Annotated in this window: 20 protein-coding genes; 14 read left to right on the plus strand and 6 right to left on the minus strand. The window is 63.8% G+C overall.

The window, feature by feature from the left end; genetic code table 11:
• Positions 1-24 precede the first annotated feature (24 nt).
• Positions 25-954 carry a LysR family transcriptional regulator gene (locus IE116_RS16910; RefSeq protein ID WP_189614098.1) on the minus strand — a complete coding sequence of 310 codons (930 nt, stop codon included), beginning with the start codon at positions 952-954 and terminating at the stop codon, positions 25-27.
• Between the two features lie 106 nt (positions 955-1060).
• Between IE116_RS16910 and IE116_RS16915 the strand changes: the two genes are divergently transcribed.
• Genes IE116_RS16915 through IE116_RS16940 form a run of 6 tightly spaced genes read left to right on the plus strand, consistent with a single transcriptional unit; the run spans position 1061 to position 5910 of the window.
• Positions 1061-2329, plus strand: a complete 1269-nt coding sequence (locus tag IE116_RS16915) for an aromatic ring-hydroxylating oxygenase subunit alpha (protein WP_189614099.1) — start codon at positions 1061-1063, stop codon at positions 2327-2329.
• The gene (locus IE116_RS16920) at positions 2329-2832 is read left to right on the plus strand and encodes an aromatic-ring-hydroxylating dioxygenase subunit beta (protein WP_189614100.1); all 504 of its coding nucleotides are present in this window, start codon (positions 2329-2331) and stop codon (positions 2830-2832) included. Before IE116_RS16915 ends, IE116_RS16920 begins: the two co-directional genes overlap by 1 nt.
• Positions 2833-2892: 60 nt before the next feature.
• On the plus strand, positions 2893-3864 hold the full coding sequence (locus IE116_RS16925; RefSeq protein ID WP_189614101.1) for a Bug family tripartite tricarboxylate transporter substrate binding protein: 972 nt from the start codon (positions 2893-2895) through the stop codon (positions 3862-3864).
• Positions 3861-4718, plus strand: coding sequence for a sulfurtransferase (locus IE116_RS16930; RefSeq protein ID WP_229828235.1), 858 nt, complete (start codon positions 3861-3863; stop codon positions 4716-4718). Before IE116_RS16925 ends, IE116_RS16930 begins: the two co-directional genes overlap by 4 nt.
• Before the next feature lie 39 nt (positions 4719-4757).
• A complete protein-coding gene (locus IE116_RS16935; protein WP_189614102.1) occupies positions 4758-5078 on the plus strand; it encodes an NIPSNAP family protein in 321 nt (106 codons plus the stop codon).
• Positions 5071-5910, plus strand: a complete 840-nt coding sequence (locus tag IE116_RS16940) for an alpha/beta fold hydrolase (protein WP_189614103.1) — start codon at positions 5071-5073, stop codon at positions 5908-5910. The genes IE116_RS16935 and IE116_RS16940 overlap by 8 nt, the downstream gene beginning before the upstream one ends.
• Before the next feature lie 20 nt (positions 5911-5930).
• Here the strand turns inward: IE116_RS16940 and IE116_RS16945 are convergent, their stop codons facing one another.
• Genes IE116_RS16945 through IE116_RS16960 form a run of 4 tightly spaced genes read right to left on the minus strand, consistent with a single transcriptional unit; the run spans position 5931 to position 9905 of the window.
• Positions 5931-7640 (minus strand): PHB depolymerase family esterase, encoded by a 1710-nt coding sequence (locus IE116_RS16945; RefSeq protein WP_189614104.1) that lies wholly within the window; start codon positions 7638-7640, stop codon positions 5931-5933.
• Between the two features lie 45 nt (positions 7641-7685).
• Positions 7686-8465, minus strand: coding sequence for an MBL fold metallo-hydrolase (locus tag IE116_RS16950; RefSeq protein WP_189614719.1), 780 nt, complete (start codon positions 8463-8465; stop codon positions 7686-7688).
• Positions 8465-9433: a Bug family tripartite tricarboxylate transporter substrate binding protein gene (locus tag IE116_RS16955; RefSeq protein WP_189614105.1), complete on the minus strand. Its 969-nt coding sequence runs from the start codon at positions 9431-9433 to the stop codon at positions 8465-8467. Before IE116_RS16955 ends, IE116_RS16950 begins: the two co-directional genes overlap by 1 nt.
• Positions 9434-9464: 31 nt before the next feature.
• Positions 9465-9905 (minus strand): ankyrin repeat domain-containing protein, encoded by a 441-nt coding sequence (locus IE116_RS16960; protein WP_189614106.1) that lies wholly within the window; start codon positions 9903-9905, stop codon positions 9465-9467.
• Positions 9906-10005: 100 nt separating this feature from the next.
• On the opposite strand from IE116_RS16960, the gene IE116_RS16965 reads away from it, so the two are divergent.
• Positions 10006-10905 (plus strand): LysR family transcriptional regulator, encoded by a 900-nt coding sequence (locus IE116_RS16965; RefSeq protein WP_189614107.1) that lies wholly within the window; start codon positions 10006-10008, stop codon positions 10903-10905.
• Positions 10906-10914: 9 nt separating this feature from the next.
• On the opposite strand, the gene IE116_RS16970 is transcribed toward IE116_RS16965, so the two are convergent.
• A complete protein-coding gene (locus IE116_RS16970; RefSeq protein WP_229828237.1) occupies positions 10915-11868 on the minus strand; it encodes a LysR family transcriptional regulator in 954 nt (317 codons plus the stop codon).
• Positions 11869-11950: 82 nt separating this feature from the next.
• On the opposite strand from IE116_RS16970, the gene IE116_RS16975 reads away from it, so the two are divergent.
• The 7 genes from IE116_RS16975 (at position 11951) to IE116_RS17005 (ending at position 20243) form a co-directional block, all read left to right on the plus strand.
• Positions 11951-14044: a hydantoinase/oxoprolinase family protein gene (locus IE116_RS16975; RefSeq protein WP_189614108.1), complete on the plus strand. Its 2094-nt coding sequence runs from the start codon at positions 11951-11953 to the stop codon at positions 14042-14044.
• On the plus strand, positions 14041-15798 hold the full coding sequence (locus tag IE116_RS16980) for a hydantoinase B/oxoprolinase family protein (protein ID WP_189614109.1): 1758 nt from the start codon (positions 14041-14043) through the stop codon (positions 15796-15798). Before IE116_RS16975 ends, IE116_RS16980 begins: the two co-directional genes overlap by 4 nt.
• Entirely contained in the window at positions 15788-16195 is a 408-nt protein-coding gene (locus tag IE116_RS16985) for a hypothetical protein (RefSeq protein WP_189614110.1), read from the plus strand. Before IE116_RS16980 ends, IE116_RS16985 begins: the two co-directional genes overlap by 11 nt.
• Positions 16192-17337: a CobW family GTP-binding protein gene (locus IE116_RS16990; RefSeq protein ID WP_189614111.1), complete on the plus strand. Its 1146-nt coding sequence runs from the start codon at positions 16192-16194 to the stop codon at positions 17335-17337. The genes IE116_RS16985 and IE116_RS16990 overlap by 4 nt, the downstream gene beginning before the upstream one ends.
• A gap of 55 nt (positions 17338-17392) precedes the next feature.
• Positions 17393-18382, plus strand: a complete 990-nt coding sequence (locus tag IE116_RS16995) for a Bug family tripartite tricarboxylate transporter substrate binding protein (protein WP_229828239.1) — start codon at positions 17393-17395, stop codon at positions 18380-18382.
• A gap of 166 nt (positions 18383-18548) precedes the next feature.
• On the plus strand, positions 18549-19214 hold the full coding sequence (locus IE116_RS17000; protein WP_229828241.1) for a (2Fe-2S)-binding protein: 666 nt from the start codon (positions 18549-18551) through the stop codon (positions 19212-19214).
• 3 nt (positions 19215-19217) lie between these two features.
• Positions 19218-20243, plus strand: a complete 1026-nt coding sequence (locus tag IE116_RS17005) for an FAD binding domain-containing protein (RefSeq protein ID WP_189614112.1) — start codon at positions 19218-19220, stop codon at positions 20241-20243.

A 20243-nucleotide genomic window follows, 5' to 3' on the forward strand; every position in this document is an offset into this window, starting at 1 on the left:
GGTCACGGCAGCGTCGCAAGCCCGCTACTTTCCGCTGCGGTGATAGGCCCGAGCTTTCAGCGTTTCCAGCTGATCCACGATCACCTGCCGCAGCCACTGATTGCCTGGATCGTTCGTCTGGCCCCTATGCCAGTACATGTTCACCTGGAACGTCGGCGGACGAAAAGGCAGCCTGACCTGCCGCAACTCCTTCATCGACGCAAAAAAATCCGCCAGTGCTTGCGGAACGGTGGCCACTACATCGGTGCTGCCCACGATGACCGGAATGCTCATGAAGTGCGGCGTCCGCAGCACCACCTTGCGGCGCAGTTTCTTCTTCTGCAGAAAGTTTTCGAATACTTCGAGGCTGCGTCCGGGCGCTTCGACCTCGACGTGATCCAGGCTGATGTACTGCGCCATCGTCAGCGCCGCATCCCGGATCGGATGATCCGCGCGCATGATGCAAGCGAACGAGTGCAAGCCGATCCGGCGGTGCAAAAACTGACTGCTGGTCAGGTCAGGAAAGTACCCACAGGCCAGATCCACATCACCCGCCGCCATCGCCTCTTCCATCTCCCGCGGCGGAAGGTAGGTCGATCGTAACGAGATCGACGGCGCGGCCTTCTCGATCGCCTGCACGATGAACGGAAGGTAGATGCCTTCGCCGATGTCGGTCAGGCTCAGCCGAAATTCTCGCGCGGACGACGCAGGATCGAACAGGGGGACGGCAAACAATTCATTGTCGACCGCCTGGACGATGCCACGTATCGGCGCGAGCAGTTCGCGAGCGCGGCTGGTCGGCTCCATGCCGTTATAGGTCTTCACGAACAGCGGGTCATCCAGCAGGCCACGCAGCCGGCGCAATGCCGTGCTCAAGCCAGGCTGGCTCATGTCCAGCAACTGCGCGGACCGTCCGACACTGTGCGTCTCATACACCGCAAGAAAAACCCGCAGCAGGTGGATGTCCAGGTTCATGAACGTTATCTCCTTTCAAGATATTGAATATAACTTTCATGCCATTGAGAAATCTAGCTCACGTCGTTAGTCTGGCGCCCACTGATATCAACAACGGAGACCCGACATGCATACTCCCCAACAAGTGGCGCCGCCCCACCCTTCGCTTACGTGGCCGGAAGGCGGCGTCACCCGTGTTCCGTTCCAGGTCTTTTCCGATCCCGAGATCTACGCGATGGAGCAGCAGAAGATCTTTCGCGGGCCGATCTGGCACTACCTGTGTCTGGAAGCGGAGATCCCCAACAAGGGTGACGTCCGCACGACGTGGCTCGGCGACACACCCATCATCGTGACGCGCGATGAAGAAGATCGTGTGCACGCCATGATTAATCGCTGTGCGCACAAGGGCGCGCTGGTGTGCCTGAAAGACCATGACAACCAGCGCTCGCTGACCTGTGTCTACCATGCCTGGAACTACGCCCTGGACGGAAGGCTCAAGACGGTTGCATTCCGCAACGGCGTGCGCGGCAAGGGCGGCATGCCCGATGACTTCGACCCCAGCCGCCACAAGCTGGAGCCTCTGCGCATTGAGCGCTTTGGCGGCATCGTGTTCGGGACCCTGTCGGACGAGACCGAACCGCTGCAGCAGTTCCTGGGAGAGAAGATCTCCGCCTTCCTGGCGCGCAACATGGACAAGCCCCTCAAGGTCCTGGGCAAGCACAGCCAGATCATCCACAACAACTGGAAGCTGTATGCCGAGAACGTGCGCGACTCCTACCACGCGACGCTGCTGCACACGTTCTACACGACCTTCCAGGTGAATCGGTTGGACATGGACGGCGGCATCATCCTGTCGGACAAGAAGTGGCACCACATCAGCTATTCCAAGCGCGCCACGCTGGAGGCGTCGGCCGAATATCAGGAATCCAACGTCCACTCGGCGCAATACGATTCGCAGCTGGACGGCCCGGCATTGCTCGAAGCCTGGAATGCGTACGAGGACAACATCACCCACAGCATCCAGACGGTGTTTCCGACGCTGGTCATCCAGCTCACGTTGAACTCGCTTGCAGTCCGCTTCTTCGTGCCGCGCGGTGTCGACAAAACCGAGCTGTTCTGGATATTCCTGGGCCACGAAGATGACACACCGGAACAGGAAAAGATGCGCGTAATGCAGGCCAACCTGACTGGCGCGGCGGGCCTGGTCGCGTTGGAAGATGGCTGCATCAATTCCTTCGTGCAGCGTGGCACGTACGGCAGTCCCGACCGCGCAGCGTTCATCGAAATGGGCGGGCGAGTTGCCGAGTCCAATGAATCGTCCCGGGCAACGGAAGCGGCCGTACGCGGCTTCTGGCACGGCTATCGCGACATCATGGGATTGGGAGGGGCCGCGTGATGACCTCTTCGACTGCAACAGAAGCCCGTGCGATCACCCATGCAGCGCATGCCGACGTGGCCGCCTTCCTGACCCGTTATACCGATGCGCTGGACGACGGACGGGTCGACGAATGGGCCGACTTCTTCACTGACGACGGCAACTATCAGATCACCACGCGGGAAAACGAAGAGGCGGGGTATCCCGTCGGCATCATCTACTGCGAAGGCCGCGGCATGCTGCTGGATCGCATCAAGGCGCTCAAGGTCGCCAACATCTACGAAAGCCACGTGTACTGCCATATCAATGGGCAGCCCACCGTGCTGGGGGAGACCGGTGGGCTCTTTACCGTTCGCTCCAACTTCGTCGTCTACCGAACCATGTACGACGGCCGGGTGGAATTGTTTGCAACCGGCAAATACCTCGATGTCATCCGGCACGACGAAGCCGGGCTGCGGTTCAAGGAACGACGTGCGATCGTCGACTCGCGGCGCATTGACACCCTGCTGGTGTTCCCGATCTGACGATCGGCTTGCTTGACCGACAACACACACCCGATCGGAACAGGTCTGGGGGAGACAATCATGAACAAGATCACCCGGCGGCTTGCCGCCATGGCGGCCTGTGCGCTGCCGCTGGCCTTGGGGCCTGCCGCACAGGCGGCGGATTGGCCGACCAAGCCGATACGCATCATCGTGCCGTTTGCCGCCGGCGGTATCGCCGACATCCTGGCACGCATGCTGAGCCCGGTGCTGCAGGAAGGCCTCGGGCAACCCATCATCGTCGAAAACAAGCCGGGCGCCAGCGGCGGATTGGCCACCGAGTTTGTCGCCCGGGCCGAGCCGGATGGCTACACGCTGCTGCTTGCACTGGCAGCGCCGCAGACATTGAATCAGCACATCTACAAGGTCACGTACGACGGCGTCAAAGACTTCGCACCCATCACGCTGCTCAACACCAATCCCCTGGTGCTGATGGCGAACACCTCATTACCCGTGCATTCGGTGCAGGACCTGATCGCACTCGCAAAAAAGAAACCCGGAGAGATCTTCTTCTCCGACGCGGGCGGGCTCACGCAATTCAGCGGCGAGATCTTCAAGCACATGACGGGCGCGAAGATCACCCATGTCGGCTATCGCGGCGGAGCGCCGGCGGTCACGGCCGCCGCTGCCGGAGAAACGCAGATCACGTTCGCCAACTATTCGGACGCGCTGGCGTGGATGAAGTCCGGCAAGTTGCGTCCGATCGCGCTCACCAGCGCGCAGCGTTTCCCGCAGTCGCCTGACATCCCCACCATCGCGGAGTCGGGTGTGCCGGGTTTCGATGTGCAGGGCTGGAGTGCCCTGCTGGCCCCCCGGGGCACTCCGCCCACCATCATCGACAAGGTCTACAAGGTCGTGTCGGCCGGCCTCAAGGATCCCGCGCTCAAAGAAAAAATGATGAACATCGGCGCCGAACCGAGTGGCAGCACACCGGCGCAGTTCAAGGCATTCATGGAAGCGGAATCGGAAAAGTGGCGCGCCTTTGTCGAGCGCACAGGCATCAGGATCGAATGATGACGCTGGAACATCTACCCGTCGTGGTCAATGCCGACTGGCTCGCACGCCACCTGACGACACCCGGATTGCGCATCGTCGATGCGTCGTGGTCGATGGGCGGTCCGGCGTCGGCTGCCCGATACGCGTACCAGGCCGGCCACCTTCCAGGCGCCGTCTTCCTGGACCTGGACGCAACCGCGGATCCGGGCAGCAGCCTGCCGCATGCCCTTGCACCCGCGCAGCATTTCGGGCGCGTGGTCGGCGCATTGGGAATCGGCAATGACGATGCGGTGGTGATCTACGACCGCGCCGGCATGCACACGGGACCCCGCGCCTGGTGGTTGTTCAAGGCGTATGGGCACGATCGTGTTGCCGTGCTCGACGGCGGCCTGCCGCGGTGGCTTGCGGCAGGCCGCCCGATCGACAGTGCGCCCGTCGTGCTGCCGCCCCGTGACTACCTGGCCGCCGACCCCTGGGCGCACGCCTGCACGCAGGCCGAGGTGCTGCACGCGAGCCAGACAGGCGCACAAATCGTGGACGCACGCAGCCCGGGGCGCTATCGGGGCGACGACGCTGAACCGCGTCCGGGGCTGCGCAGCGGCCACATTCCGGGCAGCCGCAACCTTCCGTACACCGCCCTGCTCGACCCGATCGATGGGACGCTGCTGCCAGCCGAAGATCTCCAGCAGGCCTTTGAACGTGCAGGTGTCGACCCGACCATGCCCGTTATCTGCACCTGCGGTTCCGGCGTGACGGCCTGCGTCATCCGGCTGGCGCTGGCGCGCCTGGGCGCGCCATCGGCCATGGTCTACGACGGGTCATGGACCGAATGGGGATCGACCCCTGGCTTGCCGGTGGCCACCGGCCCCTGACGTTCACTTGCTTTTCACATCTGAAGAAAGGACTCCCCGATGATCTACGAACTGAAAAAGTACACAGCCCACCCTGGCAAGGCAGACGCCCTGAAACAGCGCTTTGAAGCGCACACCCTGCCGATCTTTGCCCGGCTGGGCATCGACGTGCTCCATTGCTGGACCGAACCCGCCGCACCTGACGCGTTCTGGTATCTGACCCGCTTTTCGTCGGCCGAAGCACGCGATGCCGCGTTGCAGGCGTTCAGCACGGATGCAGAATGGAAGCGCGTCAAGGCGAGCAGCGAGGTCGATGGCCCGTTGTTGAGTGCGCAGACCACCGTCGCGCTGGTTCCAGCGGAGTTCTCCCCCCATGGCTGACGCTGCGTTGGTGCCCCTGGAAACCCGTCCGGTCAGAGTGGGGGACGCGGTGTTCGCTGTCGCGGATACCGGACCTGCTTCCGCGTCGTGCGTGCTGTTCAGCCACTCCATCATGACGACACATGCCATGTGGCGAGAGCAGATCGAGCTGCTGTCGCACGCCGGCTACCGCACAGTGGCCTACGACGCTCGTGGCCATGGACGCAGCACGGTGTTGCCTTCGCCCTACCGCATGCAGCAACTGGCCGATGATGCGATCGCGCTGCTCGATGCCCTGGACATTGCGCGCGCACATGTTGTCGGGCTATCGCTGGGCGGCATGATCGCGTTCGATTTGCTGACGCGCTATCCGCAGCGCCTGTCCAGCGCCGTCATTTGCGACGCCCGTGCCGACAGCCCCGACTTCTTTGCCCGACCCTGGGACGAACGCATCGCGTTGGCAAAAGACCAAGGCATGCAGCCGCTCGCGTCCCCCACGATCGCCCGCTGGGCAGGCGCCCAGTTTCGCGTATCGGATTCGGCGCGCGCTCTGTACCAGATGATTTGCGATACGCCCGTCGAAGGGTTCATCGGTACGGCTCGCGCCCTGCAGGACTTTGATTTCAGGCAAGGGCTCGGCGAGGTAGACGTGCCGGTCACGTTGATCTGCGGCGAGAACGACGGCGTCCTGCCTGCCGAAATGGCCGCGCTCGCGGCGCAGATTCCGCAGTCGGTGATGACCGTGATTGCCAACGCGGGGCATCTTCCGAACCTGGAGAATCCCGCCGAGTTCAACACGGCGCTGCTGCGGCACATGGAAATCCATGCAGGCTCGCCAGCGACGCCGCCTTGATCGCACAGATATGCTCCGCCTCACTCCTGCCGTTGCAACGCTCCATTCGGCGCGCGGGAATACTTCGACAGCATCTGCTCCCACATCAGCTTTGCCTGCCCTGGGTGCCAGAAATGCCCGATCTTGTCGGTCACCTGCCAGCGGTATTCCGCCAGGCCATCGGACCACACTTCGATCTTTCGACGGCCATCGACAATGTTGGTGGGCGGCCACTTGTGCTTGTTGACGGTCGAGCGCCAGAACTCGCGTGCCGCGGGCTCACTGCCGGGAAATTCCGAATCCAGTTCATCCCCTCCGCGGCATTGCCAGACTGGCATGGCAATGTCCGTCCGTGCGATCGGGTTGGCGTAGCTGGCGGCGCCAAGGTGGCCGGAATAGCACAGTGCCAACGCCGCGAACAGGTTGGGCTGTTGGACCGCAATGCGATTGCTCATTGCCGTGCCCATCGACGATCCGTTCAGATACACCCGCGTCGTATCGATGTTGTAGGTCTTGGTGACCTCGGCATACAGGTCCTGGAAGAAGACCATGTCGCGCGCGTCGGCTTCCATCGGCACGGCCCATGTCGCGCCAATGCCCTGCGGAAAGACAACGATGAAACCTTTTTCTTCCGCGACCTTGGGCCACTCGGTGATCAACGCCTGGAACCGGGCGGAGCCGTTGCGGCCATGATAGGAAAAGAGCAAGGGCACTTTCTTGCCTGACGCCTTGAGCGCCTCATAGTTCGACGGCACGTAGGTCAGCCATCGACGGGTGCTGCCCGGCCGCAATTCCTTGACGGTCTCGATCAGCTTCATCGATGCGATCGTCTGGTTGGCATGCAAGGTGCCATTGACCCGGGTGTCATCGGCAAAACGCACCACGCCGTCGAACATCGAATTCCAGATCATCCGGGTCACGGCGCTTCCATCCGGGGCCACCCCGGGCTTCAACGAAGAAATCCTGACTTGCTGGAGGGCGTTGTCCTTGTTGGCATAGGTGGTCTCTGTCGCCAAGTCCGTCGTCTCGACCTTGGGTGCCTGATCCGTCTGGTTTGCCTTCTGCCAATAGGCGGCCTGCAGGGTTTCCGTCGTGGTGAGTGGCGTGTCAGCGGACCGGATGATCCACGCGCCCATGGCTGACGGAGGAAAGTCCGTTCTGTTGAACGTCGACGCCTGGGCGACGCCATTGATCGATGCGACTGCGGCCGCCAGATTCGGCGCCCTCATGGCCAGCTGCTGCGCCAGCGATCCGCCTGTACCCGTACCGGTCAGGTAGGTCGGGATGGTTGCGACCAGCGCGTACTTGGTCCGCATGGCTGCGGCAACTGCATTGATGTAGGCCAGTTCGTCGCCGGCATTGGCGTCGCCCGACAGGTTCCACTTCTTTTGCACGGCATTCGGAAACGCGACAACGAAGCCGTGTTCGTCGGCCAGTTCGGTCCAGCGGGTCCGCTGTGCGTACTCGTTCCCGTCGCTGCCATCGTCATGCAGGGCAATCACGACACGCACACCACGCGCATCGTATTCACGCAGGTCGGCCACCTTGGCAGGCGCATATTCAACGTAGCTGCGCTCGGCGCCATTCACCGTCACAGTCGCCGGGTTCACAGCAATCGGCGTGGACGGCTCCTGCGTCGCCGGAGGACTGGTGCCGACGGGGTCGTCGCCCCCACCGCCACAGGCGCTCAGGAACAAGGTACTCGTGGCAAACACTGCGGCAACCATTGCGCGCGTCGAAGTCGTGGTCAAGATTTGTCTCCTCTCATGGCACATCAGGCTTTTCGCCTTTTCTGATCATTCGTCTCGGTATCGCGCCCAGGCGCCACCGTTGTCGGTCAGGTCAAACAGCGTGGTCGTTTCCATGGTTTCGGAAAACCAGGCTTCGATGCCTGCCCGCCGTTCGCCCTGATACTGCGGCCTGCCCTGCGCATCCAGCGTCATGCTGAGGTCATGCCCCGGGATCAGGATGGTTCCCGGCTGCGCCCGCCAGTACTGCCAGATCTTGTCGATGCTGCTGGCGCTGACCGCTGCGTCCAGGGTCATCGCCACGTCTTTGGAAAGCAATTCGGCGCGGTTCTTTGCCGCATCGCCCGTGAACAGAATCGGCTGCGGGTTCCCGGTGAAGTAGTAGGCAAGATGGCCGGGTGTATGACCCGGTACGTCCACCGCTTCAAAATGATCGATGAAATGCTGCCCGCCTTCCAGGCGATTCACGCGCGGCAGGATCGACAGCTCGCGCGCATGCAGTTCCGCAAGCGGATTGAAGCCGGGCTTTTCTGCAATGGCCCACTCCAGTTCCTTGCGGCCGATCCACACGGTGGCACCGGGAAAGAGCGTGAAGTTGCATGCGTGATCGTGATGCGCGTGCGTCAGCACCACGTCGGTCACATCCGTTGGCGACACCTTCAGCCGCGTCAATTGCTTGCCGATCTCGGGGCGCGTGGCATACCCGCCTGCGTCGACCAGGATCGTGCGCCCTTCGCCGCGAAGCAGGGTCACGGTGCTCCACCCCAGCCCGCCATGGCACACGGCGCGCCCGGGAAAGCCTTGTACCAATACGTTCACCTCGTACATCATTCTTCCTTGATGTTGGCGTCGTTGACGAGCTTGCGATAGAAGGCCAGCTCACTTGCGATCAGGCTCTTGAACTCTGCAGGTGAACTTCCGACCAGGTCGTTGCCGCCATCGGTCTTCAGCGCCTTGATGACCTCGGGCGCCTTGATCGCTTTCTGCACTCCGGCGTGCAGTCGTTCAATGATGTGCGGCGGCGTCCTGGCGGGCGCCAGCAAGCCGACGAACTGCGTGATCTCGTAGTTGTTGTACCCAAGCTCCCGCATGGTCGGCACATCGGGCAGCGACGCGGTGCGCTGCGGCCCCGACACCGCAATCGGCCGCAGCTTTCCTCCTTGAACCTGCGGCACGGTCGTCATGACCGTGTCCCAGGTGAAGGACAGCTGGCCGCCCAGCAGATCGGCAAGGGCGGGCGCCGTCCCCTTGTACGGAATGTGGTTGAGCTTGGCATTCAGTTGCAACGCCAGCAGTTCACCCGCCAAGTGGCCGCCACCCCCCACGCCGGACGACCCGTAGGTCAGCGCACCCGGCTTTTCCTTGGCTTGCCTGGCGAGTTCGGGCAGCGTCGTGATCTTCGATGCCGTCGGGACTACCAAGACATACTGGTACGTGATGATCTGGCTGATCGGCTCGAAGTCCTTGACGCTGTCGTACGGCACCTTCTTGTACAAGACAGGATTGACCACCAGCGGACTGCTGGGTGCGACGAGCAGGGTGTAGCCATCGGGCGCAGCCATACGCGCGGCTTCAAGACCAATGATCCCGTTCGCGCCCGGCTTGTTTTCAACAACGACCGGTGTCTTCAGATCGTCCGACAGCTGCCTGGCGATCAGGCGCGCCGTGATGTCGGCGTTACCCCCTGCCGCGAACGGCACAACGACCTTGATGGGGCGGCTTGGCCAGCTTTGCGCCGACACGGCTGACGTCAAGGTCAACGCCAGGCTACCCAACGCGAGTGCAATGGTTTTCATGCTGTCTCCTGAATCTTGTTGTTCGTGCGGGTCATTCGGGCAGTCGTCGCACCACCTCGGTCATGCCGCACTCCTGCGCCCTGTCCCGGGCGGTCTGCCCTTTGCCGTTCCTTAGCGCCGGATCTGCGCCCGACGCCAGCAGGATCAATACCGCATCGACATGCCCGGTGTACGCCGCGCCGTGCAGGGGCGTGTTGCCAAGGGGTGTCTGCAGGGTCGGGTCGGCACCGTGATCGATCAGCATGCTGATGATTTCAGTGTGCCCTGCCTTGGCGGCCAGGTGCAGCGGCGTATGTCCATCTGCTGCCTTCCAATTGGCGTCCGCGCCGTCTTTCAGCAGCTGCCGACACACGTCCACCTGCCCGGTCTCGGCCGCGTGCAGCAATGCATGGGCTGGCTTCAGACTGGCGCCGGGCTTATGATTCGAGGCACTGCTTGGGTTGTTGCTGGAGCGCATTCCCATGGTGTGCATGACGGGTCTCCTACTCTGAATCGCTTTTCAATAGTGAGGTCTTTCGTCATTTACAACCAATGCTAATTTCTTCTCAAACCATGCACCGGACGAACCGATCATGAATCTCTTGTGGCTCGAAGACTTTCTGGCGGTAGCGGCCACGGGGAATTTTTCGCGCGCAGCGGAGGACAGGCACTGCTCGCAACCGGCGTTCAGCCGCCGCATTCGTGCGCTTGAATCCTGGGTGGGTGTCGAGCTGCTGGACCGCAGCTCCCAACCCGCCGAACTCACCGAGGCCGGCGAATGGTTCAGTGCAGTCGCCAAGGAAATCCTGGCCCGTGTCGCCCGCGTGCCCGAAGAAGCCCAGCGGCTTGCAGAGGCCAACTCGGCCACGCTGCGCCTTGCGGCCACGCATGCGCTGTCGTTCACGTTCCTGCCGCGCTGGCTGCGCAGCCTGGAATCGAATACACCGCTCGGCCCCGTGCAGTTGATGTCGGACGTCCTTCAGCGATGCGAAGCGTTGATGCTGAACGGAAAGGTGCAGTTCGTTCTGAGCCATGCCCACGTGGACGCGCGGGGTGTGCTGGACGCTGCGCCATTCACGTCCACGCAGATCGGCACCGACGTCTTGCTTCCGCTTTCGGTGGCCGATGGCAAAGGCAAGGCCCTGCATCCCTTGCGCGACGACCAGGATCATGTCGTGCCGATTTTGCGATACAGCGATGAGTCCGGGCTTGGCCGCATCATGCATGCACTGCTCGATCGGCGCCTCGACAAATTTGTCTATCGCACGGTGTTCACCGCGCACCTGGCATCGGTGCTGCGTCCGATGGTGCTCGATGGGCGTGGCATTGCATGGCTGCCAAAAACACTCGTCGAAGACGACCTGCGCAGCGGCGCGCTGGTCCCGGCGGCAGGGCCGGAATGGAGCATCCCGGTGGCGATCAAGCTCTACCGCGATGACAAGTTCCTGGGATCCGGCGCGGAACGGTTATGGCAGATGTTGAATACGGCTTAGGTCGGGGCATCATTCCTGCGGCGGACTCAGATTCCCGCCCCACGTCTTGACGATCTCCTGCACCATCTCCGACACGATCTGGCAGGCCGTCGTCATCTTCCCGTGCTTGGGCAGGGCCAGCGTCACGTGCCGCTTCAAACTGGGCGTGACGATAGGTGTCGCCTGCAACCGCTTTGCGCGCAGCTCCGACACGAATGAATACGGTCCCAGCACCGCGTACAGCGGCTGGCTGGCGGCCAGTTCCTTTTGCAGCGTCAATGAATCCGCTTCGACCGCTGCCTGCAGCACGAAGCCTTTGCTGCGCGCGGTTTCGTCCAGCATGGCCCGCCAGTGCGCGGGGCGGCGGGGCAGCACCAGGGGCAGGCCGGCCAGGCGCGCAAAGTCGATGGACGGGGCACGCGTCAACGCGTCGCCGGGCCGCCCGACCAGGTAGGTGCCGACGCTGGCCAGCAGGCGTTCTTCGGCGCTGTCGGGTCGCCGGTAGCGGAACAGGATCGCCATGTCGACGGCGCCGCCGTCCAGCAGGGTGTCCAGTTCGCCGCCCTGTCCTTCACGCACGTTCAATCGGATCGACGGGTAGCGGTCGTGCAGGCGCGCGTACAGCGTCGTCAGCAGGGGGTGGGCGGCGGACGGCAGGATGCCGAGGCGGACATCGCCCATGGGCACGCTGGACGTGGACCGGATGTCGCGGAACAGTTGCTCGGAATCGGCCAGCCAGGCGCGCACGCGCACGACGATGGTTTCCCCTTGTTCGGTCAGCACGACGCCGCGGCCGGTGCGGCGGAAGAGGCGCGCGCCGCAGGCGGTTTCCAGGTCGGTGATCTGGCGGCTGATGTGCGACTGCACGGTCTGCCGGGCGGCGGCGACTTTGGTGAAGCTGCCCGCCTCGACAACGTCGACGAACAGGCGCAGCGCGGCGGGATCCATGGCTTCCGGTCCGGCCTGATATCTGTTTTTTGGCATGTCTGAAATCTCCGCTGCCAGTCTATTCAGATATCGAGCGCTTGCCTAGACTGCGTTCCAAGATGACCGGACAGGAAATGCCATGAGCAATCAGGAGACACCCGGTTCCGCCGCCCTGCGTATCGCAGTGGACATTGGCGGGACTTTTACCGACCTCGCGACCTTCGACGAGAAGACTGGACAGCTGTCGTTCGGCAAGGCGCTGTCGACGCACGGCGAGCTCGTCAACGGCATCCAGCACACGCTGGACAGCGCAGGGGTCGACCTGGCGAATGGCTACCTGTTCCTGCACGGATCGACCATCGCGATCAACACCTTGCTGGAGCGCAATGGCGCCAATACCGCGCTCCTGATCACCGAGGGCTTTCGCGACATCTACGAGATCGGGCGGGTGAATCGGCCCGACGCGTACAACCTGTTTTTCGGCAAGCACGTGCCTCTGGTCAAGCGCTCGCAGCGCTATGAAGTGCGTGAACGCCTGCGTGCCGATGGCAGCCTGCATCGCGAGCTGGATGAAGACCACGTGCGCGAGACCGCCAAGGCGCTTAAGGGCCAGGGCATCGAGGCCGTGGCCGTGTTGCTGCTGCATTCCTATCGCAATCCCGCGCATGAACAGCGCGTGAAGGCGATCCTGCAGGAAGAGTTGCCGGGTGCTTTCGTGACGGCGTCGCATGAACTGTCGCAGGAATATCGGGAGTTCGAACGCGCCTCGACGGCGGTGGCCAATGCCTATGTCGGCCCGCGCGTGTCCGCCTATCTGGGTGAGCTGGAAACGCATCTGCATGAGCGCGGTTTTGGCGGCGCCTTCTATGCGGTGCAGTCCACGGGCGGCCTGTTCCCGGTGGCGCATGCGCGCCGCGATTGTGTGCGGATGCTGGAGTCGGGACCGGCTGCGGGCGTGATCGGTGCGCAGGCCATTTGCGCGCAACTGGGCCTGGGCGATGCGATCGCGTTCGACATGGGCGGCACGACGGCCAAGGCGGGCGTGATCAGCGACGGCAAGCCGTTGACGACCGGCAGTGCACTGATCGGTGGGTACGAGCGTGCGCTGCCGATCCAGATCCCGATGATGGATATCTTTGAGGTCGGCACGGGGGGCGGCAGTATCGCGCGTATCGAGTTGGGCCAATCGCTGCGGGTGGGTCCGCGCAGTGCGGGATCGTCACCCGGTCCGGTGTGCTACGGCCGGGGCGGCAAGGAACCGACCGTGACGGACGCGAACCTGCTGCTCGGCCGGCTCGACCCGGATCACTTCCTGGGCGGTGACATGCCGCTGGACCATGCGGCCACCATGACGGCGATGCACGAACGCATCGCCGGTCCGCTGGGCCTGGAACCGGTGGCGGCGGCCGATGGCATTCTGCGGATCGCGGTGACGGCCATGTCGCATGCAGTCAAGGCCGTGACGACCGAACGCGGGCTGGATGCGGGCCGTTTCACCATGGTGGTGTACGGCGGCGCGGGCCCCCTGCATGCGTCGGCAATCGCCCGTGAATTGGGGATCCGCAAGGTATTGATCCCGTTTGCGCCCGGCTACTTTTCGGCCTACGGCATGCTGTTCAGCGATCTGCGTTACGACTATGTGCGGTCGGTATTCCGCCGTCTGGAAGACCTGTCGTTCGAAGAGATCGAAGCCATGTACGCGTCGATGGAAGAGGAAGGCCGCGCCGCGATCGGGGCGTCAGAACTGACGCCGGAAGGCATCGTGATCGAGCGTGCCGCCGACATGCGTTACGTGGGCCAGGAACATGCGGTCACGGTGGATCTGCCACGCGCCTTTTTCGAGCAGGAAGACCGCGAAGCCATCAAGCGCCACTTCGACGAGATCCATGCCGTGCGCTACGGCACGTCCGCGCCAGACGAACCGTCGGACATCGTCAGCCTGCGCGTGACCTTGCTGGGCACGATGCGCAAGCCGCCGCGCCATGCCGTGCCGGTGGGTGACGCCACCCCTGCGGCCGATGCGATCCGCGCCACCAAGGCCGTGTACTTTCGCGGCAGTGGCTTTGTCGAAACCCCCGTCTACATCCGCGACAAGCTCTGCAGTGGCAACCGGATTACCGGTCCCGCACTGATCGAAGAGCATGCATCGACCACCGTGCTCCAGCCTCTGGACACCCTGGAAGTCGATACCTGCGGCAACCTGCAACTCACCATCGGGAGCGATCGTTCATGAGCGTCCTTGCCCAACCCCACGCCACGGTCGACCCAGTCACCGTCGAGATCGTCCGCAACGGCCTCTTTGCCGTCACGGAAGAAATGAAGACCAACCTGATGCGGACGGCCTACAACCTCATCATTTACGAAGCGCTGGACTTTACGGTCGGCCTGTTCACGGTCGAAGGCGACACGGTATCGATCGGCCTGGGCCTGCCCATGTTCATTCGCGGGATGTCGGAAACGGTCAAGGCCAAGATCCGCCACTTCGGGCTGGAAAACATCCACCCCGGCGACATCCTGGTCACCAACGATGCGTACACGACCGGCAGCCACCTGAACCACTTCACGTTCACCATGCCGGTGTTCCATGAAGACGAGATCATCGGCTTCACGTGCTGCATGGCGCACTGGCTGGATGTGGGCGGCACGCTGGGCCAGGTCACCACCGACATCTTCTCGGAAGGCATCCAGATCCCGATCGTGAAGTACCGCAAGCAGGGCGTGGTGAACCAGGATCTGGTCGACATCATCGCCATGAATGTGCGGCTGCCCGAACGCGCGATGGGTGATCTGCGCGCGCAGATCACGGCCGTGACGACCGGCGAGCGCCGCTTTCTGGAACTGGTGCAGCGTTACGGCGCGGCCGAGGTCAAGGCGTCGATCGCGCAGATCATGGACCAGTCCGAAGCCGTTGCGCGACAGAACACACTGAGCATTCCCGATGGCACCTACGAAGCCGAGTCCTATATGGACGATGACGGCGTCGAGGTAGGCAAGCGCATCCCGATCCGCGTCAAGGTGATCAAGAAGGGCGACGAGATGACGATCGACCTGTCGGACGTGAGCCGGCAGGTGCGAGGCTTCTACAACTCGGGCTTCACGACCGGTATTGCATGCGCGCAGGTGGCCTACAAATGCCTGACGACGCCGACGGACTACCCGGTCAATGACGGCAGCTTCCGTCCATTGAAAGTCATCATGCCGATGGGCACGGTGATCAGTGCCGAACGTCCCTTCCCGATGCGGGTGTGGATGACGTTCCCGATGACGGTGATCGACACCATCTTCAAGGCACTGGCCACCGCGATTCCGGATCGGGTCATTGCCGGTCACCATGCCGACCTGGTGTTTCCGAACATCCACGGAATTTCACCCGAAGACGGCCGGCTGTTCATCGTGGGCATCGGCCCGTTGGGTGGCGGCTGGGGCGCGAAGTCGTCCGAGGATGGCGTATCGGTCACGGTCTGCATCAACGATGGCGACACGCACAACAGCCCGACCGAACAGCTGGAAGCCAAGTACCCGGTGCTGGTCGAAAAGTACGCGATTCGCGACGACAGCAGCGGCGCGGGCCGGCAGCGCGGCGGCCTGGGCGCCGAGATGATCGTGCAGGCACTGTCGCCGTTTTCGGTCACGACACGGATCGATCGGGTGCACTGCAAGCCCTGGGGCCTGCATGGCGGTGGCGAGGCCGCGGGCAACGGCATTGCGATTCGCAAGAAGGGCGAGTGGAATTCGGACATGCCCAACGCCAAGATCTTCAACGTGCGGCTGGAGCGCGGCGACGCCTACAAGATGATGTCGGGCGGCGGCGGCGGCTTTGGCAACCCGGCAGAACGCGATGCCGCGCTGGTGGCAGAAGATGTGCGCGAAGGCTATGTGAGTGCGGAGGTGGCGCGCGAGATCTACCGCGTGGCACTGCTGGCCGATGGGTCGGTCGACAACGAGGCGACGCGCCGACTGCGCGCCACGGCCGATCATGCCGGCTGATGTCCGACCCGGCACGGGCGGCCGCACGCGTGTGTTGCTGCGCATGTGGGAAGACCTGGCGCGCCAGCACGTATCGATGGGCGGCGGTTGCGCCTGCGGCATTGGCGGGGTGACAGTGCGGCTGCAGGACTTCGAGCACGATATCGCCGACTACCTGGTGGCCGAGGCGGAACGGCTCAAGCAGGCGGACGTGCTGGCCCTGCTCTTGCAGCACGTACAGTTCGACCCGCCGGGCGAAGACGAGATCGTCAAGGTGCTGCGGGCCATGGCCGATACGGAATCGCCGGCGTCGCCCGCGGTGGTCGAGTGGCTGTTGCAACGGCTGGAACGCACGCTCAATTCGTTTGCCAAGCTGCATGGCGGAACGGCGGCGAGCACGGTAAGGACCACGACATGACCACGACTCCATCCTCGCCCACGCCGGTCACCGTCCTGACCGGCTTTCTGGGCAGCGGCAAGACCACTGCGCTCAATGCCCTGCTGGTGCAGCCGGCGCTGCGGCATACCGCGGTCATCATCAACGAGTTTGGCGAAGTCGGCCTGGATCACCATCTGGTCGCGCGCACCGAAGAAGACCTGGTGCTGCTGGCCAATGGGTGCATCTGCTGCACGGTGCGCGGCGACCTGATCGGCGCGTTCACGATGCTGGCCGAACAACGTGCCGAGGTCGACGGCGCGGGCGGGCGGCCCGTGGAACGTGTGATCGTCGAGACCACGGGCCTCGCCGACCCGGCGCCGATTCTGCACACCTTGATGAGCGATCCTGCTGTGACCGCGATGTACCGGCTGGCGAATGTGGTGGCCACGGTCGATGCGGTCAATGCCGAAGGCACGCTGGATCGCCACGCCGAAGCGGTGAAGCAGGTGGCGGTGGCGGACCGGTTGCTGCTGACGAAGACCGATCTGGTGGATGCCGCAACACGCGACCGCCTGGTGGCGCGGCTGCGCGCGATCAACCCGGCGGCAGACATCGTGGATGTCGCGCAAGCCATCGCGCATCCGGCGACGCTGCTGGGCGATGACACCTATGACCCGGCGCGGCGCGGCGCGGATGTGGAAGCGTGGTTGCGGGTGGCGGCGTATGAGGATGGCGCGGAAGACAACCCTGAGCAGGCTCATGATCATCACGATGACGAATCCGAGCACGCTCAAAACGCCGGCCACGGCCACGAACATACGCACGAACATACCCACGCCCATACCCACGACCGCAACCGCCACGACGACCACATCAAGGCGTTCTCGATCATCCGCGACCAGCCCGTGTCGTGGGCCGGTCTGCAGACCTGGCTGGAGATGATCGCCGGCATGCGGGGTGACGATCTGCTGCGCGTCAAGGGCATCGTCAACGTCATCGAACACCCGGACCGGCCCGTCGTGATCCACGGCGTGCAGCACCTTTTTCATCCGCCGGCCTTCCTGCGGGCGTGGCCGGACGCGGATCACCGCACACGGATCGTCTTCATCACCCGCGACATCGAACGCGATCTGGTCGAAGACACGCTCAGGATTTTCGAAAGCCGGCGCACGCGCCGATGATCGCGTGAACAAGAAAAACGGGCCGCACGGGCCCACAACACTGGTGGAGACTATCTTGAACAAGCGCAAAACCCTGCTCACCGGCGCGCTGCTGTGCGCCGTCACAACCGCGGCGCCCGTGATGGCGCCTGTCATGGCGGCCGACGCGGCTTACCCCAGCCGCCCCGTCCGCATCATCGTGCCCTACCCGCCCGGCGGCACCGTTGACGCGGTCGCGCGCGTGGTGGCCGAAGGCCTGACCGAACAGATGGGCCAGACCTTCGTGGTGGAAAATCGCGCGGGCGCCAGCGGATCGATCGGCAGCGAAGCCGTGGTGCGCGCCGCGCCCGACGGCTACACCCTGCTGGTGAACGCGTCGACCTTTGCGGCCAGCCCGCTGTTGATGAAAAACCTGCCCTATGACATCAACCGCGATTTCACCCCGATCACCAATCTGGGCGACGTGCCCCTGCTGGTCACGGCCTACCCCGGCATTCCGGCCAGCAACCTGCGCGAGTTCATTGCGCTGGTGCGCAAGAATCCCGGCAAGTACAACTTCGGCTCGTCCGCCGTGGGGTCCGCCAGCCACCTGGCCGAAGAAGCCATCAAGTACGAGGCCAAGCTCGATATCGGCATCGTCCAGTACAAGGGCACGGGCCCCGCCCTGACCGACACCATGGGCGGCCACGTCAGCGCCATGACCGACGCCATTCCGTCCTCCCTGCCCCATGTCAAAGGCGGCAAGCTCAAGGCGATGGCGGTAACCAGCGCGCAGCGGCTGCCGTCGCTGCCCGAGGTGCCGACCGTGGCGGAATCGGGTCTGGAGGGCTTCGACATGGTGTCCTGGTATGGCCTGTGGGGTCCCGCCAAGCTGCCCGCCGACATCACGCACAAGCTGCATGAACAGGTGGTCAAGGCGCTCAAGTCTCAGCGGGTGGCACAGGTGTTGAGCGAACAGGGCTTCATTCCGCGCGGCTCGACCCCCGAGGCGTTCGCGGCTCATGTCAAAAGTGAAAACGCCAAGTATGACAAGCTGGTGAAGGCGGCCAACATCAAGGTGGACTGAGAGGTCGGCGCAGAGGTGGCCGAAGAGCCGGACGAACGCCCGGGCGGCCGCCTCAGTGATTTCCAATTGAAAGCGGCACTCGATTTCCTGTCGATGAGTCGAGTAGATTGAATCCTTTCCACGAGACGGTTCCGGCGACGGCGACCGCCGCCGCAGAGGGGATCACATGAATCAACCCGACGACAAGTTCAAACCGGGCAGGCGTTCGTTTCTTGGTTACAGTGCCGGCGCCGCGTCCGTTGCCGCCGTGACGGGCTGTGCGTCCGTGGCGGCTGACAACCCCATGGCCGCTTCCGCCTCGCCCGTTGTGGGCGAGGCCGCCAGCACCACCCAGGCCGTCCAGATGCCCATGACGCTGGACGTCAACGGCCAGCCCCGGCGCTTTTATGGCGACGTGCGTCTCAGCCTGCTGGACGCCTTGCGCGAAAAGCTGGAACTGACCGGCTCGAAAAAAGGATGCGACCAGGGACAATGCGGGGCCTGTACGGTCCATGTGGACGGCAAACGCGTGCTGGGCTGCCTGACACTTGCCGTCACCGTCCAGGGCAAGAAAATCACGACCATTGAAGGCCTGGCCAGCCCGGGCCGGCTGCACCCGATGCAGCAGGCATTCATCGATCACGACGCGTTCCAGTGCGGCTACTGCACGCCCGGCCAGATCATGAGCGCCGTGGCCATCGTGAACGAAGGCCACGCCAGGAACGACGACGACATCCGCGAGTCCATGAGCGGCAACCTGTGCCGCTGTGCGGCCTACCCCAACATCGTTGACGCCATCAACGATGCGAAGGGCAAGATGGCCGCGACGACGACGTCGCCGGCGGGGGGCTGAGCCATGCGTCCCTTTGCATTCCAACAGGCAGCCAACGAACTGGAAGCGGTCAGGGCGGCCACGCCGGCCCCGGGCGGGTCCGACCTGCGCGCCGACGGCGCCACCGTCTACCTGGCCGGCGGCACCACCCTGGTCGACCTGATGAAGCTCGACGTGATGCGTCCGCGCACACTCGTGGACATCAATGCGCTGGCGGCGACGCACGGCGGCATCGACGCCGACGCGCGAGGCCTGCGCCTTGGCGCCTTGGCCCGCATGGCCGATGTGGCCGATCATCCGGTGGTGCTGCGCGACTACCCCGTGATTGCCGAAAGCCTTGCGCTGGCGGCCAGCGGGCAGCTGCGCAACATGGCCAGCATCGGCGGCAACGTGCTGCAGCGCACCCGGTGTTCCTACTTTCGCGACACCAGCTACGCCGCCTGCAACAAGCGGGCGCCCGGCAGCGGCTGCGCCGCGATGGAAGGCGTCAACCGCATCCATGCGGTGCTTGGCACAACGTCCAAATGCATTGCGAGCTACCCGGGCGACCTGGCCCAGGCATTGATCGCCCTGGGCAGCGAAGTCCAGGTGCTCGGGCCCAACGGTCCCCGCATGTTTCCGTTCGCCCAACTGCACCTTGCGTCTGCCGACACCCCTGAAACCGAAACCACGCTGCGTCCGGGCGAACTGATCACCTCGATCTTCGTGCCTGCCGGTCCGTACACACGCCGGTCCACGTATGTGAAGGTGCGGGACCGGCAGTCCTATGCCTTTGCCCTGACATCGGCTGCCGTTGCGCTCGATCTGGCGGCCGATGGCACCGTGCGCGATGCGCGGATCGGACTGGGCGGCATCCATTACGCACCGTATCGCGCCGCGGCGGCCGAAGCTGCTTTGAAAGGCAAGCTGCTGGACGAGACCAGCGCGTCCGCCGCTGCCGACATGGCCCTTCGGGGCGCGGTCACGCACGGGCATAACGACTACAAGCCGGAGCTGGCCCGCCGCACCCTGGTGCGCGCGCTGCTGCAAGCCAAAGCGAAGGAAATCTGA

It is taken from the genome of Pigmentiphaga litoralis, assembly GCF_014651835.1.
Classification (GTDB): domain Bacteria; phylum Pseudomonadota; class Gammaproteobacteria; order Burkholderiales; family Burkholderiaceae_B; genus Pigmentiphaga; species Pigmentiphaga litoralis.